This window comes from Fodinibius sp. GM108 (assembly GCF_058386985.1).
Map to the genome: position 1 here is coordinate 274,244 of NZ_JBYEIR010000004.1, position 26,038 is coordinate 300,281.

Below are 26,038 nucleotides of genomic sequence, written 5' to 3' on the forward strand. Positions count from 1 at the left end.
AGAGCAGAGGGGGGACACTTGGCAGAGCAGAGGCTATAATCTTTTGGCAACCCAGACAATGTGGGATGGTTTGGTTTAAAAAATATTTAGATGTTATTTTACACCATGTTTGATTTCAAGCGCAGAATTTTATTTCTGACTATTCCAATTCTTTTCGGAGTTGTACTGCTTTTTATCCCACTGCTGGATGATTTCCATATCGAATCAGCCATGCTGGTTTCACTGTTGGGCTGTTTCTGGGCCGGAATCAGTGCTTGTAAGCGTCAGAAAAAGAGCGATTTCTTTGCTGCACTGCGAATATCAGGTTTTCTTTTTATAGTGGGATTACCACTGCTCGTAAAGGCAATAGTGACAAGTTGTTTTAGTATTGATGGTCTGGCTTTTTGGTTGCTCTTTCCACTGCCCAGCGTCTTTTTCGGCTTTGCCATAGGGCGGTTATTAAGAATATGGGATATACCGTATCGCCGGCTGATTACTACTATAGTATTACTAGCTGTAGCTCTGGGAATATTCTTATATGAGCTGTTGACCTATCCACAAGTGTATTTTTTTAATCACGTGTGGGGTGGCTGGCCGGGGCCGATTTATGATGAGATAGTTCAAGTTAACGAAGCCACTGTTTTTTTTCGTGCGCTTACTGTGTTATGGGCTATTTTACTTTGGAACATTCCGACTATTAACAGCGACAATTTTTCAAAGTGGATAGTCGGTTTTTCGGCTATCGCTATTTTGTTGAGCTATACGCAAATGACAGAGTTTGGGGTGATATCACCTCGTTCGCATTTGCAGAATGTACTTGGAGGGCATAAAGCGACTGAAAATTTTGATCTGTATTACGATCATCAATTGTATAGCGATTACGAAATTGATTTATTGGCAAAGGAGCACGAATTCTATTTCGATCAGATTGCAGATCAGCTGGAATTATCGGGGCGTGATACGACCCAAAAAATCGAGAGCTATTTATACGGGCACCCGTGGCAGAAGAAAGAATTGGTGGGAGCAAAGTTTACCAGCTTTGTCCCCGTCTGGCTGGAGCAAGATCAGTTGCATATCGCCAAACAGCAGATCGATCACAGCCTGAAACACGAGCTGGTGCACGTGCTGACTAAAGAGTTTGGTAATAAGCTGTTCAATGCCAGCTGGAGCGTTGGATTGATTGAGGGTATAGCCGTAGCCATTGACGGCGGATCTTCACGGACTTCAACGGTGGATCAGATCGTGGTATCGGAAAAACCCTATCCCACGGCTGAAGAGTTGAAACATGCCTTTTCGCCCCGGGGATTTTACGGCGGGCGATCGGGAGTGAATTATACCACCAGCGGCTCGTTTGTACGATTTCTTATGAAAAACTATCCCATTTCAAATTTAAAGGACGCATTTCGTACAGGGGATTTAAGCGAAGCTTATGAGACGGATTGGGAAACGTTAACCCAAGAGTGGTATCAAGCTTTGGATACTGTTGAAACAGATACCGTGGATCGACAAATAGCACGCCGCATCTTCAGCAGACCGTCACTGTTTGAAAAGGAATGTCCGCACATAGTTTCGGATTTTGGTTTTGCAGAAGATCGGTATCAGTTTTTTCTTGCCAGTCGAGATACCACACGTGCTTTAGAGGTATTGGACCGTGTTGTGGCTTTATCTGACAGCGTACCGCCGATAAAAGCCGAATGGAGCTATAGAAATCTATTGGCCGGAAATCCCCAAAAAGTACAGCAGGCAGCTCATCTGCGAGATAGCACAGTAGATTTGCAACTACTTTATGCGGATGCGTTTGCCATGACTAATACTATGGAGCGGGCTCGGCCGCACCTTAGCAGAGCAGAGATGCTGTTTGAGGAGAATCCCGATTCGCTGCTAAAGCCAGCGCTGATGACCCGCCAGGATGACCATCAATGGTCAATCTATCGGCAGATGACCTATCATAATAATTTGCCGGATTCTCTAGCTTTTTCGGAAGCCAATCACCGCACAAAAGTTCGGAGTATCAAAAAGGCTATTGATTATGAGCGTTGGTCGCTTGTTGAAAGCTATACACAGCAACTAATTAATGATTCGTTGAAAGCAAAATATTTTGATGACTACCTGCAGTTGATACATCATTTGGCATTCCAGGGGAAGTTAGTGTTGTTTGATCAGTTAATAGAAAAGTTACGGGGAATATCTCTCCGAGAACGATATCGTGAACGGTTACAGGAGCAAGAGGATTGGGTTTTATTTTTGAAGTCAAACGGGGGATAAAATAGTATCAGAAATTACGTACTTTAGTTATGGCAATGTCACTTAAATCATGTTTACAGTTATGAAAAAAATATTACTGACTGGCCTCTTTTTGATATTAGCGGTAACCACTTTCGCGCAGGACGGGGATTCGGTAGAAGTTCAAGAACCTGAAACTTTTGAAATGCAAGATGGTGACACCACATATGTAATGCAGAAATATTTTATGGTTTTCCTGAAGGCAGGTCCCAGTCGAAGTCAAAGTGAAGAAGAGGCGCAGGAGATCCAGAAGAAACATATGGCACATTTGATAAAACTTGCAGAAGATGGAAAAACCAGCATCACCGGACCTATGGCGGAAGGAGGAGATATTCGGGGAATCGTGATATTTAATACGGCGACCAAAGAAGAAGCTAGGCGTTTGGCAGAACAGGATCCTGCCGTTAAAGTTGGTAGATTGACGGTAGAAGTACATCCATGGCGGACAGCCAAAGGGTCGAGGTTGAAATAGGGTATTAACTTTGTATCGAATTTAATTAGTAGTTTATATGTCGCGTAAATTTACCTTTAGCTTTGCAGCAGCCAATGCTTATGCTGTAGCACTAGTTATTCCTATCGTAGCCATTTTTATTTTTCCTTATGTATGGATTTATGGATGGGAAACCTTTGGCGTGGATATTTTTCATTTTTTTATTGATATACCGTTCCTGATCGTAAGCATTATAGTGGGAACTATTGCACACGAATATATCCATGCAGTTAGCTGGTGGTGGCTGGACGATATTCCCTGGGACAAGATACATTTCGGTTTTAAGTGGAAAACCTTAACGCCTTACGTTCACTGTCCCGAGCCTATTGAGGTGAGTAACTACCGTTGGAGCGTAGCAATGCCGGGAATTATATTGGGAGTTATTCCTTATTTGTTGGCACTACTTTTACAAAATGGCTGGTTGCTTGGTTTTGGACTATTTTTTGCCATCGCCGCTGCTGGAGATATACTTATTTTGTGGTTGCTGCGTGGTGTAGAATCCGGACTAAAAGTACAAGATCATCCCGAACTTGTTGGTTGCAAAGTAGCGGAGGAAACCAACAGTGATTAACTATTGAATCTCAAATGAATATTCTCCGGTATGATAAGCTCCTAAAAAACCAAGTCCATTTTCAATATCGGGAGATTTTGTAGGATCGGTGGGTCCTGCCTCTTTGTTAACGCTCTCCCATTCAGGACCAAAATGAAAATACTGTACCCTTACCTCTTTAGAATCCAATTGTCGACATGAAACAGACGGATTGAGATAACGAGGATCCCGTCCCTCAATGGAGCCCGGAGGTGGAAAGACTTCAATCAAGAGCTGGTGTGGACTTAAAGTTAAAAACATTTCATCTGAATCATCAGCATGTCTTAGTTGATCAACAAATCCTACTTCAGCCCATTGGTATTTGCCCGCGTACTTGAACCCGATATCCATTCGAATGCTTTCTGGTTCAGGTACATTTTTGTAAGTAAATGTCATTTCTTGTCTGCATGGTACTTCAAAATCCTCTGGTAACTCTTGATCGCCTATAGATAATTCTACTTCGGTTACAGAGGGAGTAGTAGCAGTGCTTGTTGCGGTTTCGCCATCTGGTCCTTCGACAGTGAGTTTATAGGTATTATCTGGTTTCAATTGTTGTTCGACAATAAAGTTATGGGTATAGTTGCCCGAAAAGTTAACAACAGTATCTCTTAAGACGGTGCTCGTGCCTTCCTGTAAATCTTCGAATGTGACCTTTGCGTCTATATTTTTTGCCGAGTCTGACAAGAACGGAATCGTGACATCTTTAACCCTGATGTAGTTGGGTATTGTGTCAAGTTCCAGGGCTCCATAGATTGAATATGTCGAAGAATTTTCCTCAAATGGACTAATATTTCGATCTTCACATCCTGCTAAGAGGATCAATGTTAAAGCTAGAAACAGGAAATTATTATGTAACTCAATTTTCATAGCAAGTATTCAACATTAAAATTGATCCATATTTATTTGTTAATCTTTGCACTAATCGAAGCATACGGTAGCAGGGGTGTTTGATCGACTTGATCAAATGTATTGATGTCAAAATAAAATACATTTCTCACATCGTAAGCGTTGATAGCTCCGACTTCGGTCTTCAGGGATATACTGGATGAAAAATCGAACGTACGGCTTAGGGATATATCAAGCCGATGAAAACTTGGAAGCCTTCCGTCAAAAGGCTCAGAGTATAGCGATTTAGCAGTTCCTCTGTCTTTTATTACATCTTGATCCGGAAGGTTTTCTAAAGCAAAATCAAGAGCAAAAAGGCGGGTAAAAGGATTACCGCTATTGAACCGCCAGTTAGCGTTGGCCGTGAAGCCTGCAACATTGTAGCTGGCAACTGCATTGAACTGATGACGCAGATCATGAGACGGATTATACCGGAAGATAGTTTCTTCGCGCCAAGCAGCTACTTCACTGGTAGGTACTTCATACGTTATTTTCGACCACCCGTATCCGACGGACATGTAAAAGGGGTATTGGTTAAATTCAAGTTGCAGATCTGCTCCATAAATGACTCCATCTGCTGTTGTCGTGCGAATAGTATTCCCGGGTTCCTGGGTCCATTTGGAGACCAGAAAGTTCGACAACTTCTTACCGTACCCTTCGATGCTCGCTTCAATGGACTCTCCAAATTGGCGGTTATAGCCTAGAATGCCGTGCCATGCTTCCGGCATGGGTTCGTCCAGATCGACTGGTTTATAAACGTAAAACACAGTTCCGGCATCACGCTCGTCAGTTATGCCTTCCATCATTTGGATATATCTGCCGCCGGACAAGGTCACTTCATGTCGTTCGCTGCCGCCGGGGTGCCAGCTGGCGCGCAGCCGTGGCTCCAGGGTTACGGCCATATCAGCGTGCCGGTTTTGAGAGGTTAAACCGGGGGTGATGGTCAGATCATCAGATGGTTCCCAAGCCATGGAGATATATCCGCTTAAGACTGATTCAAACTCATCCAGTGATGCATCCAGTCCGGGATATCGTACCTCCTCATCTCGCAGCTCCGGGAACGGTTCATACAGCGTAGCACTATAAAAATTCAGATTCCATCTGAATCCATATTCAAAGTCCATGCCCCAGGCATTCCCTCCGTTGTCTAGCTGCAGAAATCCTTTGTTGAGATCGGAGTTACGACCTAAGTCATCGATTCCGCGCTCCGAGCTGGTAAACCCTGAATATCCCATAGTGATATCAATTGTATTGTCGAGCTGTTCCCCATAGCCCAGGCAACGGAGCCCCACGGCCTTGTTGCTCCATTGGAGTCGCACGTCCCGGTCGGGATTTATTTGGCCCTCGTCATGGGTATAAAGTCCGGTTATGTTACAGCTTAGTCCGGACCAGTTCATCGAATATCGGGCTATGGCATCACCAAATAACAGCGGCACCTGTTCCCCCGTTAGCGTGGGAGCGGTTTGGTCAATGGCGGAGCGACGACCGACGAATAGGATTGAGCTTCTGTCTTCTACAATAGGCCCCTCTGCCTGAATCGAAGTAAGATAAGGACTCGCAGATGCGCTGCTTTCAAACTTTTTCAAGTTTCCTTGTTTTAGATTAACATCCAGGATGGAGGAGGCAGCTCCTGCATATTCGGCTCCAAACCCCCCGGCATAAAAATCAACATTATTTATAACTTCCTGGGGAAAGGCCGAGTAGAGGTTGGAAATATGAAAAGGTTTAACAATAGGCATATTATCAAGCAGAACAATATTTTGTGAGGGAGTACCGCCCCGAATATAAAACTCTCCTCCTTTATCCCCTGAAGTCACTACCCCGGGCTGGGTTTGCAGATAGCTGCTTAGGTCACCGCCCCCGCCCGGAGCGGGAACAAGGTTGATATCTCTCGCAGTGATCGTCTGGCGACCGGCCTCGCGGCGGACGGCTCCACTTCTGACGCCAACGGTCAATTCATCAATTTCTACTGTTTCTGTCTGCAGGGAGGCCTCGTGGATATGTGTTTCGCCAGCTTCCAGAGTAATGGTTTCCCGATATTGTTGATACCCAATATAGCTTATATGAAGCTGATAAGTTTGGGCAGCAATATTTGAGAATTCTTTGAGACCATCTCTGTCAGATGCGCCGGCATGGAGGGTGTCACCCTCAGGACCGGTGAGCAAAATATTCGAATTTATAATTGGTCCTCCGTCATCGGCAGATGTAACAATCACACGAAGAGTAGAACTGTTTTGTTGAGCAAAGAGAGGGCCGGCAGTTAGTAATGTAATAAGGACCGTTGCAATACCAATTATAGGTGATATACGCAAAACCTTGAATTCATGTGAGAGTGAGGGCATAAATAAATCTTAGAATGATGAATAAGAAACTTGACTAAAATAATAGATAATCGAAGAATATTGGGAGATTTATGTTAGTTGCATCTGAAGAATTCTAATTATGAAAAATTAAATTCGTTATTGAAAATTATTTTTAGAACCTGTTGATGTAATTTACTTGTTGTAACAAAGATTATCAGAGTCTTATTCTTCTGGCGGAGGTTGTTTTTTGCATAGTGGCTATTAGATACTTGTTATTTGTGCTAATAGCGACCTTTTTCAATGCAAATAAAGGATGGTTAGCGTCTTAATATTTTTAAGTTATCGTATCTATTATATGTACTGTCGAAATGAGCATTCCTTCAGGTTGGATGTGAAGCAGTTAGAATCATTTCTAATGATTATCATCACCGTCAGTATCACTTTTTTCTTTTAGCCATAGGCCCGAAACTATCACGGAATCAACGACATGGTGACGAACAAATTTTTCAAAAGCACCAAAATTTTGTTCTCCCGGGTCAAGCTGCTCATCTCTTACTTCATAATAGTAGATTTCTCCATCGGTATGGATATCAAAGTAGATCTCAATCTCGGCAATTGAATTCGATGAGCTTGTGTTATTCATTCTGAACTCAACATCTACAAAAGAACTATCTGAAGATCCCCGCTGAATCCAGGATGTGACTTCTGCCTCCAAAATATCTTTACTCACCGTTTGTTCATTCTCGGGTTCGAGCGTTATTGTAGCCGAAGAGATACGATCTTCATTTACTTTGAGGGTTACCGAGGTTGATTTGAATTCTGATTTTCTAACTTTGATCTGATAGCTTCCTGTAGGAATATCGTCAATTGTAAAGTTCCCTTCTTCGTCAGTAAGCAGTACTTCGGTGGGAGGATTGGTTTCAATACTGGCCCCAGGGATTGTCTCATTGTTTTCGCTGTTGATAACCGTGCCGTTTATCCCTCCATAAAATTCAGGATCGACAACATCGGTTGTACAACCTATCAATACAAGATATCCTGTAAGCAGGATAGATGATATTATTGTTGAATTTTTCATAAGGTTCATTCCTGAATTCAGTTGTTTTTGATAGTAATAGGTACTGTTCGGCCGGTCTGTTGAATCGACAGCGGAATGGAATTTACGCCTTGTTGAGTCATCTCAAATCCGTAGTTGGTATGTCGGGCATCGAACTGTAATCCTAAACCCGAAACATTTACAAAATTAGATAGCCCGCTGCCGTACTGATCCATATTAAATTCGTTATGTGATCCTTCGATATTCAGAATTGACATTAGATCTGTACCGGTTTGGGTAAGGCTGGTTTTATTGTAATTCCCCTGAATATTCATTATTCCCGTAAGGCCATATCCGTACTGCGAAAGAATGCTTACATTGTCTGATCCCATTACATTTATAGTGGCCGTTTTGTTGAAACCTGCCAGCTCATAATCACTGTCAAGAAATGTGCCTCCCCAATAGTTAGAGACAAACCCTTTGCTAAAATTCTTAACCGCCTCATTATGATTTATCGATGCTTGTTTTGGGTACACTTCTTTTTCGCTGATTTGCCCTAGCGCTGTTGAAATGGATATCGCGCTTATAATGAGCAGTGATGTTATTATCTTCATAACCTGTTCCCTCTCAATTATTGGTTGTAGTTTTCATTGGTTAAAAGAAGGCATCCCATTCAAGGGACACCTCCAAAAGTATATTATTGTATAATAGTCGATTCATTACTGTTTCCTGTAATGGATGCGAATGCACTGTTACTGTCACTGAACTGACCGATTTTCAGTGTGTTGTAATTGCCTTCAACACGAGCTCCATCAACAGCATATAATCCGGATCCAATAGTATTATCAGAACCATACTGAACGAGTCCTACTTCATTGTAAGACCCATCAATGCCGGCGGAAATCAGGTTATCGTCTTTCGCCTGCAGGCCCACAAACACGTTTGAATCATTGCCACCACCATTAGTGAACCCAGAGCCGGTACCTCGTGCGTTCAGGAACAGATCATTACCGGAACCATTTTGAGCGGTAAGCATCAGGTTGTCATCGCCCCACAGTTCCATTACCGATTTATTGCCTGTTCCTTCTTGCACCTGGATGCCAATGTTGCGTGATCCGTCAGTCATGCGCTGAACGATTTTACTGTCATCACCTTCTATGAAAGCAAAGTTAGTATTGGCGTTACCCGACTGTTCCAGATCAACTTCGTTGCCATCTCCGTAGATGTTTACGCCGTTTCCACTCCAGGCACTACCGTTATAGACATTGGAGAGAAATCCCCATGTACCTACGGGAGCACCGTGTGGAGCTGCCGATGGCATACCGGTGGAATAACTGCCACCTATTTGGTTGCCATGGCCATCTTGTTCAGTAGATATCATGTTATAGCTTCCCGCAACAGAGCCGGTAAACAGGTTGTTAACTCCGGTTTGCTCTATATCAGCAATGTTGGAATTATTGTCACCGCCATTAGAAGGACGGCCCCACAATCCCGGTCCGGTACCGCGGGCATTCAGATATACGAAGTTGCTATAGCCGATTTGGTCGGCGCTATAGTGGTTGTTATCACCCCAAAGTTCAATACGTTGGCTGTTTTTAGCCCCGTACTGCATTTGGGTAACCGTATTTCCATCTCCAACATTGTACAAGCTGGCGCTTTGTTTTAATCCAGCCTGTTCAACTGTTGAAGTATTGTTGTCTCCCTCTTGCTTGACATCAGCATCAGAATTCCAGGATAATACCTGGGTAATGGTAGAAACATTATTATCTCCATCCTGATCTAATGTCACTTCATTACTTTGGGCAAAAACAACTCCCGTAGTAATGAGAAGCGTAAGGAGCACTGTGATTAGTTTTTTCATAATGCTAGAATTTTGATTTTGAGAAGCATCCACACTGAAGGGATGCTCCTCAAATAATTGTTTTTATTGCAGGATAGTAGATGTGTTACCGTCCCCAACAATGCCGGCATTAACGAGATTGTCGTTACCCAGCTGAAGGATGTCCAGCGTGTTGTAGCTGCCTTCAATTCGAGCTCCGTCAACAGCATAGAGTCCAGAACCAACCGCGTTGCCAGATCCAATTTGTCCGACCAGCAATTGGTTATGAGATCCGTCGATGCCGGCGGAAATCATGTTGTTGTGGCCTACTTGAACTCCAACGAACAAGTTATCATCATTGCCACCACCATTAGTGAATCCAGATCCGGTTCCACGAACATTCATGAAGATGTCGTTATTATCGCCCATTTGAGCGGTTACCATCGTATTGTGATCGCCCCAGAGTTCCAGAACAGATTTGTTGTCGGAACCTAAGATACCTTGCACAGCTGTATTGCTGTTGCCATTCGTCATACGCTGGACGATTTTGTTGTCGTCACCTTCTGCAAATGCCATATTGGTGTTGTAGCTACCAGTCTGCGTAATATCCACTTCATTGTAATCACCGTAAATATTTACACCGTTTGCGCTCCAGGCATCACCAAAGATAAGGCTGGAAATGAAGCCTCCAACTCCTGTCCCGTTAGTAGATAGGACACCGCCCGGAACAGAGAATAATGATCCTCCGATTTGGTTATAGTCGCCGTCTTGTTTTGTGGATACCGTGTTGTGACTGCCGGTAATTCCACCTGTGAACATGTTGTGATCACCTGATTGCTTGATGTCAGCAGAATTGTGATTATTATCACCACCATTGCTGGCACGGCCAAATAAACCAGGTCCGGTACCACGAGCGTTGAGGTAAACAAAGTTATCACTTCCCCATTGCTCGGCACTGTACTGGTTGTCATCGCCCCAGAGCTCAATGCGCTGGTTGTTATCACTTCCGACTTGCTTTTGGTAGACTGAATTATCGTCTCCTACATTGTATAAGCTGGCATCATTATCCATGCCTACTTGCGTAATGGTAGAAGAGTTATAATCGCCTTCTTGTTTAACGTCGGCTTCTGAATTGTTTGCCAGTGCTTGTTGGATAGTAGAGGAATTACCGTCTCCATCTTGATCAAGCGTGGCTTCGTTATTTTGGGCAAAAGAAATGCCCGCCGTAACGCAGATCATTACGATTAATGTTATTAGCTTTTTCATAGTATTACTCCTGTTTCATTTTTGATTTATAGTTGAGGTTGATCCTCGTTTCTCTCCGGCCAAAGGCCTTTGAAGTCAGGAGCAAAGAACGAAGCTGTAAAGGCCCTACCATTTTACTATATTATATAAGTGGTAAGGATTTACGGGGCGGCGCTGGGTATGCTCACTTACTGTTTCGGGATTATCCCCTGCAGTAAGCGTCCGGCGTTGCCCTTCGTTTTTACTCCATGTCCTTTGTTGCATAATTTCTATCTCAAAAATTTTGGACTGTATGTAAGTCCGGTTACAATATTCCATTGTTGATCAAAAATATTTCCCTGTTTAATTCCGTCGAGCCCCTTTTCATCCAATAGGTATCGATAGTCAAACCCTATGCGGAAACCGAAAGTGTCAGAAATCTTATAGTCCAGACCTGCCTGTGCATTGGCAGTGGGATAAGGTCCATTTTCGAACCATCCGTCATTATTTCTTAACGTGGGACTTTTTTCATAGATAATACCTCCGCCACCAACGCTCAGGTAGGGTGAAAGCGGGTAGTGTGGTGTAATATATTTTCTGATTTGCAGATCGAATCCGTAATATTCCTCCGAAAAAACATCAGCCGTACTGATTGTTGAACGCTGCCCATTGCCGACAATGGAAACTGAAGAGCTTAAAAAATACTCCAGCTGTAAAGATCCGCCACCCCAGTATTCCGTATTTGGATAATTGCCGATGTGGGTTCCATAAATAAAATTAGCTGAGGCATTAAGCCCTGATCGCAGGTTATAATTTTTCGTTAGTCCCCAGAAATCGATTTCAGTATTTGCTCTTTCAAGGCTGTTCTGATAAAATTCTTCGGTGTAACTGTTGAATAGCTCCCGATCGTGCGGTGCCCATATCCCTTCATTTACACCTTCGATAACCAATGTCTTTAAGGCTTCATCTATAGCTTCGGTTACTGCCAGCACTGGTGGCTCGTTAAAGCTGTAGCCAGCTTCGGCTTCGAGCAGTTTGTTTTCATCTACAAAGCGGAACACCCCACCATCCAGTTGTTGAGAAATAATTGATTTTGTGGTATGAACCGTATTAAGAATACGTCCCGTTTGAGTTGAAACAGCTCGTAAATAGATAGTAACCTGATTTTTTCGAAACTGTCCAGAACCTCCCATTCCGAGATAACGTACACCTGCACCTGCTGTTATCACATTTGTGTCATAACCGATTATGCCTCCTTCTAACAATACACCAGCAAAAAGAAGCGGAGGCAATCCATTGTTGTCACCATTTTGAGCGCGGGTTGAATTAATAATTTTACGCTCATTCATCAGATTGGAAATATTTTCGCGCTCAATCGGGATAAACCACCCGGAATTTGTCATTGACTTTATCAGAATTGATGTGGCTCCCTGTGTTACAGCTGTAGACCAACTTGCCCCTTGCTCTGCAGATTTGTATTGCCCTGTCTGGTCGCTGAAACGATAAACAGCAGCAACAACTTTGTTGTCGGGAGGAGGCAGCTTTTTCAATGAACTGCTCGACTTGCTTTCAATGCCGGGTTGTACGCGTTCTGTTTGTAATGGCTGTACAGCCGAGCACCCTGCTGACCAAACCAAGAAGGCGATACACGATATTTGGATTATGATATTATTCATTGAAATTTGGAATCGTAATACTGGTTTCGTCTCCTGTGAGGACATTAAATATGCGCACTTCAACCCCGTCGATACCCGGCATTACATCAATTGTAAATTCACCGAACTCGAAATGATTATCTTTAGTCAAATCCATGTTTTCACCGAACTTATCACGAATGAGATTACGCGAAAGCTCAGATAAAACCTGTCGCTGCAGTGACTGCTCGAAATCATCTAGCGGATCTCGCTGGTAACCACTCCTTGCACTGCTATTGTAGAGATTTTGAGCATTGGCGGAGCTCATCAGCCATTGATAGTTCAACGAATTGCCGCCAAAAGCGGGATTTTTAGGTTTATAAACTAACTCTTGCCCCATCCCCGATTGAAATGAGCACAGGAACAATGCAAGTGTGAACGCAATGCTTGCTATAAAATGTGTCTCTTTAATCATGTCAGTAACCGTTTAATTCATCAGATAATTGAATTTTTTGATACAGATAGTGATGGCTTGTAACAATCGCCCGGTGGGCTTGCTGCTCAATAACAGGTCGACGAGGTTGCAGTCTGGATTGAAATATCAGCTGGTTATCAAGCTTTACAGCCACAATAGTTCCCATTCCCGGGGCTGGTTGTTCCGTAATAGTGAGTATAAAATTGGATAGTCCGGATGGCGCCTCCCAATTTTGATAGAAAACGTTGAAAAAATCCTGGCCAATTTTGCTGCGTGTCTCATCAATAACCAATCCGCCAAATTCCAGGCCCGGATCAATTGATTTGGGGGATGGTTTAGAAGCTTCTTCTTCCTTGACTCCTGTTAAGGCAGAAAATGCTTCTCGGAACGTGTCGAGTGAAACGTCAGAAGAGTCCGATGCTAATGCTTTCTCTTTGTTATCAGGTTTGGTTGCTAGTTCTTTTCCGGGAACGATGCCTGTAAACTTATCCGAATGTACTACAGAGGGAGGGATTAAAAGTTTCTGCCCGGGAAAAATGATATCCGGATTATCAATTTTATCATTATTGGCAGAAAATATCGGCTGCCAAAAACTCGCGCTACCTAACTTCATGGCTATGGCAGAAAGAAAATCCCCTTTTTTAACGGTATAGGTAAAAGTATCAGAACCAGGTTGGGCGAAACTGCTGCTGGATGAAAAAAATAAAGCAGCTATCAAGACAAAAGATATCTTGATTTTACCAATTGTGACGAATGATATTGGTTCTAGTCTCTCCCGATTTTCCATATTATTCCCGATGAATGTTATAAATATATCCCTGCTCTCTTTGCAGGAATACCGCCAATGTATGTTTTATCATTAACCTAACAACTAGCGTGCCAGACTTATTTTTACATAAAAACAGAAAGGTTTATTCCTTCATTGTCATAAGGAATTCATGGCTAATGTAGTATTAATTATTTGTTCGACGGTGAGAAGTCTCGGTACGTTGTAATAATTACACAGACAGATTTGTGAAAAATAATCCCACAGAAAAAGGAAATGTGTAATTTCGTATCATAATGGAACCATACACCAACAGTTACTTATTAATTAGAATTAAATAGTTGCAAAAGAAATGGCCCAAGGAGAATTTGTTCCCCATACCGATTATCAAGAATATCCCGTAGATGAGATGAGAGCGCGTGCAAAATCATTTTATGAAGATATGAAACGCCGCCGGACAGTCCGTGAATTTTCTGATCGCCCGGTGCCGAGGGAGATTATTGAAGATTGCATACGAACGGCTGGAACGGCTCCCAACGGTGCCAACCAACAACCGTGGCATTTTTCAGTAGTGAGTGATCCGGAGGTGAAGAAAGAAATTCGCGAAGCAGCCGAAAAAGAGGAACGTGAATTCTATGAAAATCGCGCTACCGATGAGTGGCTGGAGGCGTTAGCTCCACTCGGAACCGATGCTGAAAAGCCGTTCTTGGAAGAGGCGCCTTACTTGATAGCGATATTTTCGGAGCGTTACGGCCTCAACGAAAACGGTGAAAAAGTAACTCATTACTATGTAAAGGAGTCGGTGGGAATTGCAACAGGAATGTTGATAACAGCAATACATAATGCCGGACTGGTTTCCCTGACACATACTCCAAGCCCCATGGGATTTTTGAACAAAGTTTTGGACCGCCCTGACAATGAGCGGCCGTTTCTGTTGTTGGTCGTCGGTTATCCAAAAGGGGATGTAAAAGTGCCCGATATCAGCAAGAAGTCGCTGGATGAGATAGCGAGCTTTATCTGATGTAATTAGGCAATATCTTGTATTAGTTCATAGAGTTCTGCGAAATCCTCTGTGCAACTCTGCGGTTAATCTTTTAAGCGCAAACAATCACGCGAATCGATCCGCAAGCCGGTTAATCAAATAACCGCTTTCTTTCAGCGCCTGGGATGCAAACTTGCCAAAGAAATCAGTCACGGACTCGAATTCTTTAATGAATCCTTCCTTGTCATCATCTTTAACCATTTGCGCCAGCCGGTCATTGTGTTCGATAAAGCTGAGCAGCAGTTCACGGCGCTCTTCATTGGCAAAAACGATATCCGCATATAGTTCGGCGCTTTGGGCGAAAATACGTCCCGTCATCATCAACTCGGCTCGGTAGATGGGTGACGAATAATCCAGGATATCCTGCGGTTTCAGATCGTAGGTTTTCATAAACGAGCCGTGCAGCAGGGCTACAAAGTGACGCAGTCCCTGAACCATGTGCATCACGTGATCATGCTTTTCGGCATCAGCTTCAACCACGCGCATGCCCCAGAGCTTGGTTTGCTGAATAATCCACTGCGAAGCCTCGGCATCCCGTGCAGTACAGACAACCATCAGCTGTTTCGAAAGGTTGTCGACATCTGGACCATGCATCGGGTGTAATCCCAATACGGGTCCGTCATGAGCCTCTTTCATCGTTTTGATCGGATCGGTTTTATTGCTGGTAAAATCGGCAAGGATGGTTTCCGATTTCAGCTTGGGTGCCAGGCGCTCGATCACATCCCCTGTAATATTGATAGGCACTGAAACGATGGCCAGATCTAATTTGGGAGCTATCTCCTCGAGCTCGTGCCAGTTGTGCTTATCGATTTTGTAGATGTTGTGCCCCGTCTGTTCGATTATGCGCGAGTACAGACTACCCATTCCGCCTTTTGCACCAACAATGAGGATGTTTTTAGGTTCTTCGGTAGCGCGCGGGAATTCATTGGACGACTGGCTGGCGCGTGACGAAGACATGATCATTCGCAGGAAATCCTCGGCCCAATCGGGATCCAGATCGTGCTCGGCAGCCATTTCGCGAAACTTTTTAGTTTTTTGATCTTCCCGCTTGGGAGCAAAAATGGGAAGCTGGTTTTCTATTTTCTTATCGATCACTTCGTGTACAATCTGGCGTCGCTCAGCCAAAAGTTCGAGCAACTTGGTATCAATTTCGTCAATGCGCTTGCGCTGGGGATTTAACTTCTTTTCTTTGGGAGTCATTTGGTATTTAAGTTTCCATCTGTCAGTTAACTTTCTGCCGATTGATTGACCTCTCCTGTCCTTCCCTGATAATTTGGGTAGGAACTTTTTAAAAGGATAGTTCATCTAATAAAAGAGTTTTTCTCCCTGCTTGCAGAGAGAAATCAGTAGAGAGTCATCAAACAAAACTAAAAGTAAAGCTTTGCTGTCAATTGCCCTAAAAATATGGGATTTTAACAGAATGATTCAGCGTTATATTTGTTTTATTAAGATGTAGTAGAAATCAGCTAAGAACCTCGGGGTTTTACAGCGGATGAATGACTAATCAATAGAGTTTCCATTGTTAAACTGCGAGGGCCTAAGATAAAGATAAGTAGTTAATACATGTCCCATTTCGATTTACAGTCTCCCTGGCCACCGGCCGGCGATCAGCCGCAAGCTATTGAAGAGCTGGTGGAGGGAATAGAAAACGGTGATAAATATCAGACGCTGCTTGGTATTACGGGGTCGGGAAAAACCCGAACCGTAGCCGATGTAATCGACCAGGTTGAGCGTCCCACGCTGGTAATGAGTCACAATAAAACATTGGCTGCACAGCTCTACCGAGAGCTCAGCGACTTCTTCCCGGATAACCGGGTGGAGTTTTTTATCTCCTATTACGACTACTATCAGCCGGAAGCGTATATATCGTCGCAGGACAAGTATATTGAAAAGGATTTGTCGATTAATGATGAAATTCAGCGCCTCCGTTTGCGGGCGACGAGCTCCCTGCTGTCGGGCCGGCGCGACGTAATTATTGTATCGTCGGTGAGCTGTATTTACGGCATTGGTTCGCCATCGGAATATAAAAAGTTGATTATTACCCTTGAGACAGGCAAGGATATCCCCAGAAACAAATTGCTCTATGATTTGGTGGACCTGCACTACACGCGGAATGATCGCGAATTTAGCCGTGGTACGTTTCGGGTGCGCGGTGATGTTGTGGATCTGTATCCGGCTTATGCTGAGGATGGGTTACGAATCCATTTCTGGGGCGATGAGATCGAAAAGATGGAGCTGATCGATCCCGAAACAGGAAATGTGCTTGATACGGTGCAGGAATTCAAGATCTATCCAGCCTCGCATTACGTAACGTCACAGGGACGTCTTGAAGAGGCAATTGATCAGATCCGTGATGAACTTAACTGGCGCATTGGTACGCTTACTGATGAGGGCAAGCATCTTGAGGCCAAGCGTCTGGAGCAACGCACGCTTTTTGATATCGAGATGATGCAGGAGATCGGTTACTGCTCTGGTATTGAGAATTATTCGCGCTACCTCAGCCAGCGTAAACCGGGTGAACGACCGTACTGCTTGTTCGATTATTTTCCGGATGACTTTTTACTCGTGGTGGATGAGAGTCACCAGACGGTACCGCAAATTTCGGCTATGTACGGTGGCGACCGCTCGCGGAAGATAGAGCTTGTGGAAAATGGATTCCGGCTGCCTTCAGCCATGGATAATCGTCCGCTGACATTTGAAGAATGGGAAAGCTTGGTTAATCAGGCAATTTTCGTAAGCGCGACACCGAGCGATTATGAGCTCGAAAAAAGCGGTGGCGTGGTCGTTGAGCAGATTGTGCGTCCAACCGGACTTATGGAGCCCGAAATTGAAGTGCGTCCTGTTGAAAACCAGATTGATGATCTGCTTGATGAGATCCAAAAGCGCGTAGCCCAGGGAGATCGTGTGCTTTGTATTACGCTTACCAAACGACTCAGCGAAGAGCTTAGCGAATATCTGAAAAGCGTGGGCATTTCGGCTGCTTATATGCATAGCGAGCTGAATGCCATGGAACGCGTGGAGGTGCTTTTTAAATTCCGGCGCGGCGACTTTGATGTGCTTGTGGGTATTAACCTGCTGCGTGAGGGGATTGACATTCCCGAGCTCAGCCTCGTTGCCATTCTCGATGCCGACAAAGAAGGTTTTCTGCGTTCGGAGACATCACTATTTCAGATAATCGGTCGCGCTGCCCGTAATGTAAACGGAAAAGCGATTATGTACGCCGATAAGATCACCGACAGTATGCAGACTGTAATTGATGAAACAGAGCGGCGTCGAAAAATCCAGAAAGAATACAACGAAGAGCACGGTATTACGCCCGAAACAATTCAGAAAGAGCTAAAGCCGCTTGTTGATCCGGCGTTGATATCGAATCAGAGCTTTGACCTGGATGAGGAAGATGTAGAAGGCGAGGCGCTTGAGGTTGTTAAAGTGGCTGATGAAGGCATCAAGTATAAGGCAAATCCTGCAATGAAAGAGGTAACCTTTGATGACAAGGAGGAGTTTCTGGAGTATCTGAAAGAATCGATGTATAATGCCGCCCAGAATATGGAGTTTGAAGAAGCCGCGCGTATTCGCGATCAAATCGAACAACTTGAAAACGAATTGGACTAACAGAACGCAGATACAACGGATTGGCAGGTGACCGCCGTTATTTATCTGTGTAAATCTGCTATATCCGTAATATTCGTTTCTATAATAGAAAATTCGAATGAGTACACTAGCGTATTTAAAAAGTTTTTTTAAGGATAAAGATGTGGCATCTGTAACGCCGACTTCCAGGTTTTGCGTGCAGCGGGTTTGCGAGCCCATCGATTTTACGAAGGATATTTCTGTGGTTGAATATGGGGCAGGTGCGGGCGTTTTTTCTCGTTATTTGCTCAGGCATATGACTGTTGATTCTCATCTGTATCTTTTCGAGACGAACAATATCTTGTTTGAAAAGCTTCAGCAGATCGATGATACGCGCGTATCATTTTATGACAAAAGCGTGGAGTTTGTGAGTGATTTGCTACCCGCCGAAATAATGGGAGAGGTCGATTTTATTATTTCAGGCATTCCTTTTTCTTTTTTGGATGAACGGGTAAAATCCTCCATTATGGAGCAAAGTTTAAACCTGCTGCATGACGGCGGAAAGTTTCTGGCCTATCAAACGTCAGGACACCTGGAAGAGCCTTTACGCCGGACGTTTGGAAATGTGAAAACAGGCTGGGAGTGGCGTAATATACCGCCGATGACGGTGTATGAGGCAGAGAAAGTAAAAGTTTAATCTCGTTTTGTACCTCCGGGCGAAAGGATTGTGAGATGCTACTTTCGCTATCCCAAGCGTCGACGCTTGGGATAGCCATTCTGGAAAATAAAAAGCCATTCCATCCACAAATGGGATAGAATGGCTTTTAAAAGTAGTTTTATAATCCTCAGGAAAGAGAAATCAACGAGAAATAAAGTAAATACTACTCTTCGCCAGAGTTGTCGCCGCTTTCACTATTGGCAGCTGTTTTTTGCTCTGCTTCTCGATTGAGTTCTCTTACATTATCCTGGTTCTGGTCTTTCTCTTTAATACGTGCAGCTTTACCTCTTCTGTCACGCAGATAATAGAGCTTAGAGCGTTTGATGTCACCCTGCTTTTTTAGCTCTATTTTGGCGATAAAAGGAGAATAAAGCGGAAAAATACGCTCGACTCCAATGTTTCCGGCCGATACTTTGCGCACCATAAATGTTTGGTTGGCACCTGATCCGCGGCGGGAGATAACGAGTCCTTCAAACTGCTGGATTCGTTCCTTGTCACCCTCGCGGACGCGATAGTGTATATTTACGGTATCGCCGGTTCTAAATTCCGGATACTCATCCTTAATTAATGTCTGTTCTGCTAATTTTAACTTATCCATGATTAATCCTTACTACTGTTCGTTTCGAAATTTTTTATAAATATCTGGACGTACTTTCTTCGTACGCTCAAGCGATTTTTCAAATCGCCATTCTTTCACTTTTTGATGATCACCTGATCGCAGTACTTCTGGCACTTCCATCCCCCGAAAATTAGCGGGACGTGTATAAACCGGTCCTTCCAGCAAATCATTCTGGAAAGAATCCGTCAGGGCACTTTCCGAATCGCCTAAAACGCCGGGTAATAGTCGCACAATGGCGTCAACCATAGCCAGTGCCGGCAGTTCACCGCCGGAAAGCACAAAATCGCCAATGCTGTATGTTTTGGTGATCAGTTCATCGATCACGCGCTGATCAACACCTTTGTAATGGCCGCACAAGAACATAAGGTTTTTTTGGATGGAAAGTTTATTTGCACTTTCCTGCTCAAACGGTTCTCCGCCGGGAGCCGTAAAAATGATCTCATCATAATTCCGCTGGTCTTGCAAATGCTCAATACAAGAGAAGATCGGCTGGGGCGTAAGCACCATGCCGGCCCCTCCGCCATACTGATAATCATCTACTTTATTGTGCTTGTCTTCAGAGTAATCGTGCAGGTCGTGCACGTGGATTTCAACCAGGTTATTTTCCCGGGCATTGCCCACGATGCTGTGTTTCAGCGGACTTTCCAAGAGCTGTGGTACAGCCGATATAATATCAATGCGCATCATTTATAAACCTTTAAGTTGATGTAAATTTTGGCATTGTATTTTTTCGTTTTCTTCATCGACCTCCACTACATATTCATCCACAATAGGGACAAGCAGTTCGTTGCTTTCATCCGTTATTACCTTAAGAATCGGATGTGCCGGATTTTGCAACATCGCTTTCACCGATCCGATGTGTTTCTTATCGGACCAAACGTCAAACGATGTAAGATCCAGCGGTAACTCATCCGAATCGAGCAGGTTTTCAACAGTTTCACGATCGGCAAAAACGGCCGAGTTTTTCAGCTTTTCGGCCTGCGTGCGATCAGACACGTGCTCAAATTTTACAAAGAACGAAAGTCGGTTCTTTTTTTCCTGTACCCGAACCGACTCAACCCGGGCAGGGACTAAATCCCCTCTGGTATTTTCAATATGTACCAGATCAAGAACATCAAAAAGTGTTGGAGCGTATACTTCAGGGATGATTAACACATCACCCTGTACGCCGTGTGATCGGGCAATATACCCGATCTGTTCGTACTGGTCTTCAATTGGTTCCAGCATAGCTTACCAGATGGACTCCATCTCAAAGATGAGGTCCATCTTTTATCTTGCTAATTAGCTATTCTCTTTCTTTTCATCCAACGCACGTTGAACGGTAACCCGATCTTCTTCTTCGGGGACAAATCCTTCGAGTTCATCCAGAGGTGTATTCTCGATATGCTCAATGGCTTCTTTAGCCAGCATATCGGTGGATACCTGAATTTCAGTTTCTTCCTCTTCATCAGCATCTGAAACGTCATCGTCCTCTTCGTCGGAAGCCTCAGTATCTTCATCGGCCTCTTCAGAAGCCTCGAGCTCTTCTTTAGAATCTTCGACGGCTTCGGGCTCTTCGGTTTCTTCTTTTTCTATATCCGTAGCGGTTTCGTCATCAACTTCAGCTGATTCGTCAGCCGCTTTTTCCTGCACTTCGGCGCGTTCTTCAGCTTCCTCTTCTGCAGATTTTTCAGTATCTACTTCTGTTTCTTGTTCGGCTGTAGCCTCAGCTGCTGTCTTAGTTTCAGCTTCTTCTTCAACTTCTGCTTCATCCGTTTCTTCATCAGCTTCTGCCGCTGCTTCTTGCTCTTCCTCGCCTTCATCCTCTTCCTCAGAGGCAAGAGCTTCTTGTTTGGCTTTTTCTTTGGCGGCTTCTTCGGCTTTCTTCTGTAGTTGCTTCTGGAACTCTTTTTCTTCTGCTTCGAGCAGAGCCTGTTGACGCTCTTTGCGAGTAGGAACTTCTTTTTCCTTCTCTTCACGCTTCTCACGCCATTCGGCCAGAGCTTCTTCAATCTCTTCTTCCGATTTGCCCCACCGTATCAGGTGCATCTCGTACATGATACCTTCTTCTTTAAAAATAGAGCGGACGGTATCTGTAGGCTGTGCACCCTGCTTCAACCAGTGAAGTGCTCGTTCTCTGTTTAAATCAAGCTGGTTATTAGGGGTTACATTATCAAAACGACCTAAATCTTCAACGATTCGTCCATCTCTGGGTTTACGGTTATCCGCCACCACAATATGATGGATCGGTCGCTTTTTACGTCCTCTACGTTGTAATCTTATTCTTAACAATGGTTTATCAGTTTATTTTTAGTTTACAATTCACTTTGATTTATAGAGGATTCGTCGGAATCTTGCGCAATTTTTACAGATGCGTTGCTGGGCTAAACAGCGGTCACATCCGTTATGTGTTATTTTCCAAATGGTAAATTTCCTTTCATACCCTTCATGCCTTGCATCAACTTGCCCATCTTACCCATTCCGGAGAACGACTTCATCATCTTCTTCATCTGCTCAAACTGCTTCAGCAGGTCGTTTATTTCAGAAACCCGTGTTCCCGAACCTTTGGCAATACGTCGTTTTCGGGTTGCATTTAGAATGTCCGGATTATGTTTTTCCTCCGGAGTCATAGAGTTAATAATTGCTTCGATGGGCTTGAAAGCATCCTCATCAATTTCAGCATCCTGCATGGCTTTACCGGCACCGGGAATCATCCCGACCAAATCAGAAATGTTGCCCATGCTCTTAACTTGTTGCAGCTGCTCATAAAAGTCCTGTAGGTCAAACTCATCAGACTTTATTTTCTTTTGCAGCTTTTGGGCCTCTTTTTCATCAAACTCTTTCTGTGCTTTTTCAACAAGTGAAACAACATCACCCATGCCCAGGATGCGTTGGGCCATCCGCTCGGGATAGAAAGGAGAAAGAGCATCGAGTTTTTCGCCGGTACTTACAAACTTGATCGGTTTTTGGACCACATTCTTAATCGAAAGGGCCGCCCCGCCGCGGGTATCACCATCAAGCTTAGTTAGTACAACGCCGTCATAGTCGATAACTTCGTTAAATTCTTTGGCTGTATTCACAGCATCTTGTCCCGTCATGGAATCAACAATGAACAATGTTTCATGCGGCTCTACAGCTTCTTTGATTTCAGCCACCTCGTTCATCATTTTTTCATCTACGTGCATCCGCCCGGCCGTATCAATAATAACAGTATCGAGGGCAAGACTCTTGGCCATCGATACAGCCTCTTTGGCTGCACGGACTGCATCTTTTTGATCAATGGAATAAACGGGAACGTCGATTTGGTTGGCCAGCGTTTTTAGCTGGTCAATGGCCGCGGGACGATAAACGTCGGCCGCTGCCAAAATGGGATTGCGGTTGTTTTCCTGTTTCAGGTAACGAGCCAGCTTTGCACTGAACGTCGTTTTACCGGAACCTTGCAGTCCAGCGATCAGGATTACTGTCGGAGGTGTATGCGCAACGGAAATATCCACACGCTCATGGCCGAGAATTTCGGTCAGTTCATCCTGTACAATTTTGGTAAACTGCTGACCGGGATTGACGGCCGTTAATACATCTTCGCCCATCGCGCGATCTTTTACCTTGTTCGTGAACTTTTTAGCAACGTCGTAGTTCACGTCAGCATCTAGCAGGGCGCGACGTATTTCTCTCACCGTCTCCGCAATGTTGACGTCCGTAATCTTCGCTTCTCCCTTCAGCTTCTGAAAGGCGCTATCTAATTTTGATGAGAGATCCTGAAACATGAGTTAAGGTGTATGTATAACTTTTAAATCTGTTTTCTGCCCGGTTACAAGCCCCGGAACAAAGTTCCGCAAAATAAGGACAATTTCTTGGGTTATCAACAGAATATTCATAATTAAATAAGATATCTCCACCAGCTATAAAATAGTATCTGGGGGTTATTTCTGCAGTTCTTTTTCCAGCAGCTCCTGCATCTTGATACCGTTTTCAACAGCTTTAGCTTCTGCATCGTTATTAAAATACAGATATATTCTCTTGGCGTTCAATGTTTTGAGATTGTGCGCCCATTCCTTCAGTTCTTCTGTCGAATAATCGTATCGATACCATTCATTCTTCCCGTGAAAGCGGACATAGGCCGTATCAGTGGTAGCAATAACCTGTTCCGGCAAGTCGTCGGGAGCCGAAAGAATGCAGTAACCTACATCATGTTTTTTGAGAATTTCCATAACCGGCTCAGTGAACCACGACTGATGCCGAAACTCCATCACATTCTTAAAATCGCTACTCAGAATTTTGCAGAAATTATCCAGCTTTTCGTCATTACGATGAAGGTTCCCCGGCAGTTGCCACAGGATGCATCCCAACTTGCCTTTCAATACCTCTACCACATCGTAGAAATTCTTAACGCCCGAACGAACATTCTCGTCGTTCACTAATTTTTTGCGGTGTGTAATGTATCGACTGCCTTTCATCGTAAATCGAAAATTTCCCGGCGTCTTCTGATGCCAGTTCTTCAGATCTTTTTCTTTGGGCATCTGGTAAAATGAGTGATTGATTTCGACGGTCTTAAAATGCTTGGCGTAATAGGGCAGCCAATCTTTTTTGGGAAGATCCTCTGGATAAAAGAGGCCTTTCCAATGATCATAATAAAATCCGGAACAGCCTGTGAATGTGTACATTGTTTGTTGGCTGGTTATTAATACTTATTTATTTGTAAGTAGTCATTCAGGTAGATACTTTTCATAATACGTAATGCGCAATCCGTGATGCATCTTCAATGTTTTACTCATTACTCATCACATGTTAGGTTTTTGACAATCAGGGCAGATATAGCATCCGCGCCCTGATATTTCTATCCGCTTCACTTTCCCTCCACACTCTGGACAATCTTCACTTTCATCGCGATGTGAAATCAAATATCGATTAGGCATTTCGTTAGGATCTGCTCCATTGTTAATCGAAGTTTTAAATATACGCCGCATACTTTTGTACAGATCATTTATTTGATCCTCTTCAAGGTCTGTTGTTTTTGTTTCGGGATGAATTTTACACTGGTACAGAATTTCATCCGAATATACATTACCGATACCCGCTATCATGTTCTGATCCATGAGTGCTGTTTTTATCATGCTTCGTTTATTTTTTATAAGACTCTGAAATGATTCATAGTCAATCTCCAGTGCGTCTTCTCCCAAATTCTTTTTCTGTTTAAACTGCCCCGGATCATCAATGACATCAATCGAACCGAGCTTACGGCGGGTGGTATAGGCTAATAGTCCATCATCTGAAAAATGAAATACCACGCGCGAATATTTCGGATAATCATCATCCTTTTTTTGATAGCCTACATTGCCGGTCATCCCGAAATGCATCGCCAGCCATTTATCAGATCCGAGTCCCATTAATATATATTTGCCCAATCGTTGCGTTTTTTTAAACTGTTTTGATTCTACGTGTTTTCTCAGCGTTTGGGCCGAAACGTTAAGCACTTGATCATCTTTTACCTCTACTCGGCTAATAGTTTTGTGAAGCGAGGTAGAATCAATTTTCTGTTTAATTACTTCAACATCGGGTAATTCTGGCATCTCTCTTTATCTGATACAATTTCAAACTTAGAAGACATGAGTTATTCTAACATTAAAAAAGTGTCGTTGTTTCCATGATATACAGATGTTATTTTCGGAAACAAATTTAACAGACAATTACAGAAACTATTTATGGCTGATCAAAAAGGATATGGATTGTTGAAAGGGAAAAAAGGATTGATTTTCGGCGCATTGGATGAGCGCAGTATTGCTTGGCGCATTGCACTGGCTTGTAAGCGCGAAGGGGCTGAATTTTCACTGTCGAATGCTCCGGTGGCTCTTCGTTTTGGAGATCTGGATGAGCTTGCCGAGCTGACAGGATCCGAGGTTTTCCCTTGTGATGTGACAAACGAGGATGAGATTGAAGAGCTGATGCAGAATGTGAAGGAGGAGCACGGCAAAATTGACTTTATGCTCCACGCTATTGGAATGTCACCCAATGTGCGCAAAAAACAAGCATATGAGGATCTTAACTACCAGTGGATGCAGCAGACGCTGGATATCTCGTCGATCTCTTTACATAAAGTGATTCACTATGCGGATGAAGCCGATATCCTGAACGACGGCGGCAGCATTGTTGCGCTCTCATATATCGGTGCACAACGCATCTTCTCGAAGTACGGAGATATGAACGATGCCAAAGCACTCCTTGAAAGTATCGCTCGAAATTATGGAAGCCGTTTGGCCGATCGTGGAATTCGGGTTAATACTGTATCACAGGCACCGACAAAAACCTCAGCCGGCAAAGGCATTAAAGGATTTGATGGCATGTACACGTTTGCCGATAAAATTGCACCAATGGGCAATCCCACAGCCGATGAATGTGCGGATTACTGCGTGACGCTCTTTTCTGATCTGACCCGAAAAGTGACGATGCAGAATCTGTATCACGACGGTGGATTTGTGACATCCGGAATCAATGAACAGATGATTCAGGATTTAGCCAAAGTTTATGGTGAGGATGAAGACTCTGAAGATTAGTTAGCCGGATCTCATAGGAAGGGAGGGGATGCAGTAAATTGCATCCCTTTTTTTATTAAAAATTGTTTGCCGATTTTAT

At 43.8% G+C, this 26,038-nt stretch carries 25 protein-coding genes; 7 read left to right on the top strand and 18 right to left on the bottom strand.

Annotated elements, in window-relative coordinates; all coding sequences use genetic code 11:
* The first annotated feature begins 90 nt into the window (after window positions 1-90).
* The 3 genes from ACT3ID_RS09225 to ACT3ID_RS09235 all read left to right on the top strand — a co-directional run bounded on the left by ACT3ID_RS09225 (window position 91) and on the right by ACT3ID_RS09235 (window position 3,323).
* Window positions 91-2,244, top strand: coding sequence for a hypothetical protein (locus ACT3ID_RS09225; RefSeq protein ID WP_491541730.1), 2,154 nt, complete (start codon window positions 91-93; stop codon window positions 2,242-2,244).
* A gap of 61 nt (window positions 2,245-2,305) precedes the next feature.
* The gene (locus ACT3ID_RS09230) at window positions 2,306-2,734 is read left to right on the top strand and encodes a YciI family protein (protein WP_491541731.1); all 429 of its coding nucleotides are present in this window, start codon (window positions 2,306-2,308) and stop codon (window positions 2,732-2,734) included.
* Window positions 2,735-2,771: 37 nt separating this feature from the next.
* On the top strand, window positions 2,772-3,323 hold the full coding sequence (locus tag ACT3ID_RS09235; protein WP_491541732.1) for a DUF3267 domain-containing protein: 552 nt from the start codon (window positions 2,772-2,774) through the stop codon (window positions 3,321-3,323).
* Here ACT3ID_RS09235 and ACT3ID_RS09240 read toward each other — a convergent pair whose 3' ends face one another.
* The 10 genes from ACT3ID_RS09240 to ACT3ID_RS09285 form a co-directional block, all read right to left on the bottom strand.
* Window positions 3,324-4,208 (bottom strand): hypothetical protein, encoded by an 885-nt coding sequence (locus ACT3ID_RS09240; protein ID WP_491541733.1) that lies wholly within the window; start codon window positions 4,206-4,208, stop codon window positions 3,324-3,326.
* A 32-nt stretch (window positions 4,209-4,240) separates the two neighbouring features.
* Window positions 4,241-6,568 (bottom strand): TonB-dependent receptor, encoded by a 2,328-nt coding sequence (locus ACT3ID_RS09245; protein WP_491541734.1) that lies wholly within the window; start codon window positions 6,566-6,568, stop codon window positions 4,241-4,243.
* 373 nt (window positions 6,569-6,941) lie between these two features.
* Window positions 6,942-7,607, bottom strand: coding sequence for a carboxypeptidase-like regulatory domain-containing protein (locus ACT3ID_RS09250; protein WP_491541735.1), 666 nt, complete (start codon window positions 7,605-7,607; stop codon window positions 6,942-6,944).
* A gap of 17 nt (window positions 7,608-7,624) precedes the next feature.
* Window positions 7,625-8,179, bottom strand: a complete 555-nt coding sequence (locus ACT3ID_RS09255) for a hypothetical protein (protein WP_491541736.1) — start codon at window positions 8,177-8,179, stop codon at window positions 7,625-7,627.
* An 83-nt stretch (window positions 8,180-8,262) separates the two neighbouring features.
* Complete coding sequence (locus ACT3ID_RS09260; RefSeq protein ID WP_491541737.1) at window positions 8,263-9,426, bottom strand: hypothetical protein; 1,164 nt, start codon at window positions 9,424-9,426, stop codon at window positions 8,263-8,265.
* A gap of 63 nt (window positions 9,427-9,489) precedes the next feature.
* A complete protein-coding gene (locus ACT3ID_RS09265; RefSeq protein WP_491541738.1) occupies window positions 9,490-10,650 on the bottom strand; it encodes a hypothetical protein in 1,161 nt (386 codons plus the stop codon).
* 105 nt (window positions 10,651-10,755) lie between these two features.
* Window positions 10,756-10,893 (bottom strand): hypothetical protein, encoded by a 138-nt coding sequence (locus tag ACT3ID_RS09270; protein WP_491541739.1) that lies wholly within the window; start codon window positions 10,891-10,893, stop codon window positions 10,756-10,758.
* A 5-nt stretch (window positions 10,894-10,898) separates the two neighbouring features.
* A complete protein-coding gene (locus tag ACT3ID_RS09275; RefSeq protein WP_491541740.1) occupies window positions 10,899-12,284 on the bottom strand; it encodes a CsgG/HfaB family protein in 1,386 nt (461 codons plus the stop codon).
* Window positions 12,277-12,717, bottom strand: coding sequence for a curli production assembly/transport component CsgF (locus tag ACT3ID_RS09280; RefSeq protein WP_491541741.1), 441 nt, complete (start codon window positions 12,715-12,717; stop codon window positions 12,277-12,279). The genes ACT3ID_RS09275 and ACT3ID_RS09280 overlap by 8 nt, the downstream gene beginning before the upstream one ends.
* A 1-nt stretch (window position 12,718) precedes the next feature.
* On the bottom strand, window positions 12,719-13,504 hold the full coding sequence (locus tag ACT3ID_RS09285) for a CsgE family curli-type amyloid fiber assembly protein (protein ID WP_491541742.1): 786 nt from the start codon (window positions 13,502-13,504) through the stop codon (window positions 12,719-12,721).
* A 331-nt stretch (window positions 13,505-13,835) separates the two neighbouring features.
* Between ACT3ID_RS09285 and ACT3ID_RS09290 the strand changes: the two genes are divergently transcribed.
* Window positions 13,836-14,504, top strand: coding sequence for a nitroreductase family protein (locus ACT3ID_RS09290; RefSeq protein ID WP_491541743.1), 669 nt, complete (start codon window positions 13,836-13,838; stop codon window positions 14,502-14,504).
* An 87-nt stretch (window positions 14,505-14,591) separates the two neighbouring features.
* Here ACT3ID_RS09290 and tyrA read toward each other — a convergent pair whose 3' ends face one another.
* Window positions 14,592-15,725, bottom strand: coding sequence for a bifunctional chorismate mutase/prephenate dehydrogenase (gene tyrA, locus ACT3ID_RS09295; protein WP_491541744.1), 1,134 nt, complete (start codon window positions 15,723-15,725; stop codon window positions 14,592-14,594).
* A gap of 363 nt (window positions 15,726-16,088) precedes the next feature.
* Between tyrA and uvrB the strand changes: the two genes are divergently transcribed.
* Together uvrB and ACT3ID_RS09305 are read left to right on the top strand one after the other, a co-directional pair.
* A complete protein-coding gene (uvrB, locus tag ACT3ID_RS09300) occupies window positions 16,089-18,137 on the top strand; it encodes an excinuclease ABC subunit UvrB (protein WP_491541745.1) in 2,049 nt (682 codons plus the stop codon).
* 97 nt (window positions 18,138-18,234) lie between these two features.
* Window positions 18,235-18,792 (top strand): class I SAM-dependent methyltransferase, encoded by a 558-nt coding sequence (locus tag ACT3ID_RS09305; RefSeq protein WP_491541746.1) that lies wholly within the window; start codon window positions 18,235-18,237, stop codon window positions 18,790-18,792.
* 184 nt (window positions 18,793-18,976) lie between these two features.
* On the opposite strand, the gene rplS is transcribed toward ACT3ID_RS09305, so the two are convergent.
* The 7 genes from rplS to ACT3ID_RS09340 form a co-directional block, all read right to left on the bottom strand.
* Complete coding sequence (gene rplS, locus ACT3ID_RS09310) at window positions 18,977-19,411, bottom strand: 50S ribosomal protein L19 (RefSeq protein WP_491541747.1); 435 nt, start codon at window positions 19,409-19,411, stop codon at window positions 18,977-18,979.
* A 12-nt stretch (window positions 19,412-19,423) separates the two neighbouring features.
* Window positions 19,424-20,116, bottom strand: a complete 693-nt coding sequence (gene trmD, locus ACT3ID_RS09315) for a tRNA (guanosine(37)-N1)-methyltransferase TrmD (RefSeq protein ID WP_491541914.1) — start codon at window positions 20,114-20,116, stop codon at window positions 19,424-19,426.
* A gap of 3 nt (window positions 20,117-20,119) precedes the next feature.
* Window positions 20,120-20,659 (bottom strand): ribosome maturation factor RimM, encoded by a 540-nt coding sequence (rimM, locus tag ACT3ID_RS09320; protein ID WP_491541748.1) that lies wholly within the window; start codon window positions 20,657-20,659, stop codon window positions 20,120-20,122.
* A gap of 54 nt (window positions 20,660-20,713) precedes the next feature.
* A complete protein-coding gene (gene rpsP, locus ACT3ID_RS09325; RefSeq protein WP_491541749.1) occupies window positions 20,714-21,703 on the bottom strand; it encodes a 30S ribosomal protein S16 in 990 nt (329 codons plus the stop codon).
* Between the two features lie 119 nt (window positions 21,704-21,822).
* On the bottom strand, window positions 21,823-23,175 hold the full coding sequence (gene ffh / locus ACT3ID_RS09330) for a signal recognition particle protein (RefSeq protein ID WP_491541750.1): 1,353 nt from the start codon (window positions 23,173-23,175) through the stop codon (window positions 21,823-21,825).
* Window positions 23,176-23,331: 156 nt separating this feature from the next.
* The gene (locus ACT3ID_RS09335; RefSeq protein WP_491541751.1) at window positions 23,332-24,072 is read right to left on the bottom strand and encodes a DUF72 domain-containing protein; all 741 of its coding nucleotides are present in this window, start codon (window positions 24,070-24,072) and stop codon (window positions 23,332-23,334) included.
* A 117-nt stretch (window positions 24,073-24,189) separates the two neighbouring features.
* Entirely contained in the window at window positions 24,190-24,978 is a 789-nt protein-coding gene (locus ACT3ID_RS09340) for an Fpg/Nei family DNA glycosylase (RefSeq protein ID WP_491541752.1), read from the bottom strand.
* A gap of 132 nt (window positions 24,979-25,110) precedes the next feature.
* On the opposite strand from ACT3ID_RS09340, the gene ACT3ID_RS09345 reads away from it, so the two are divergent.
* A complete protein-coding gene (locus ACT3ID_RS09345) occupies window positions 25,111-25,959 on the top strand; it encodes an enoyl-ACP reductase FabI (RefSeq protein WP_491541753.1) in 849 nt (282 codons plus the stop codon).
* Window positions 25,960-26,038: the final 79 nt, after the last annotated feature.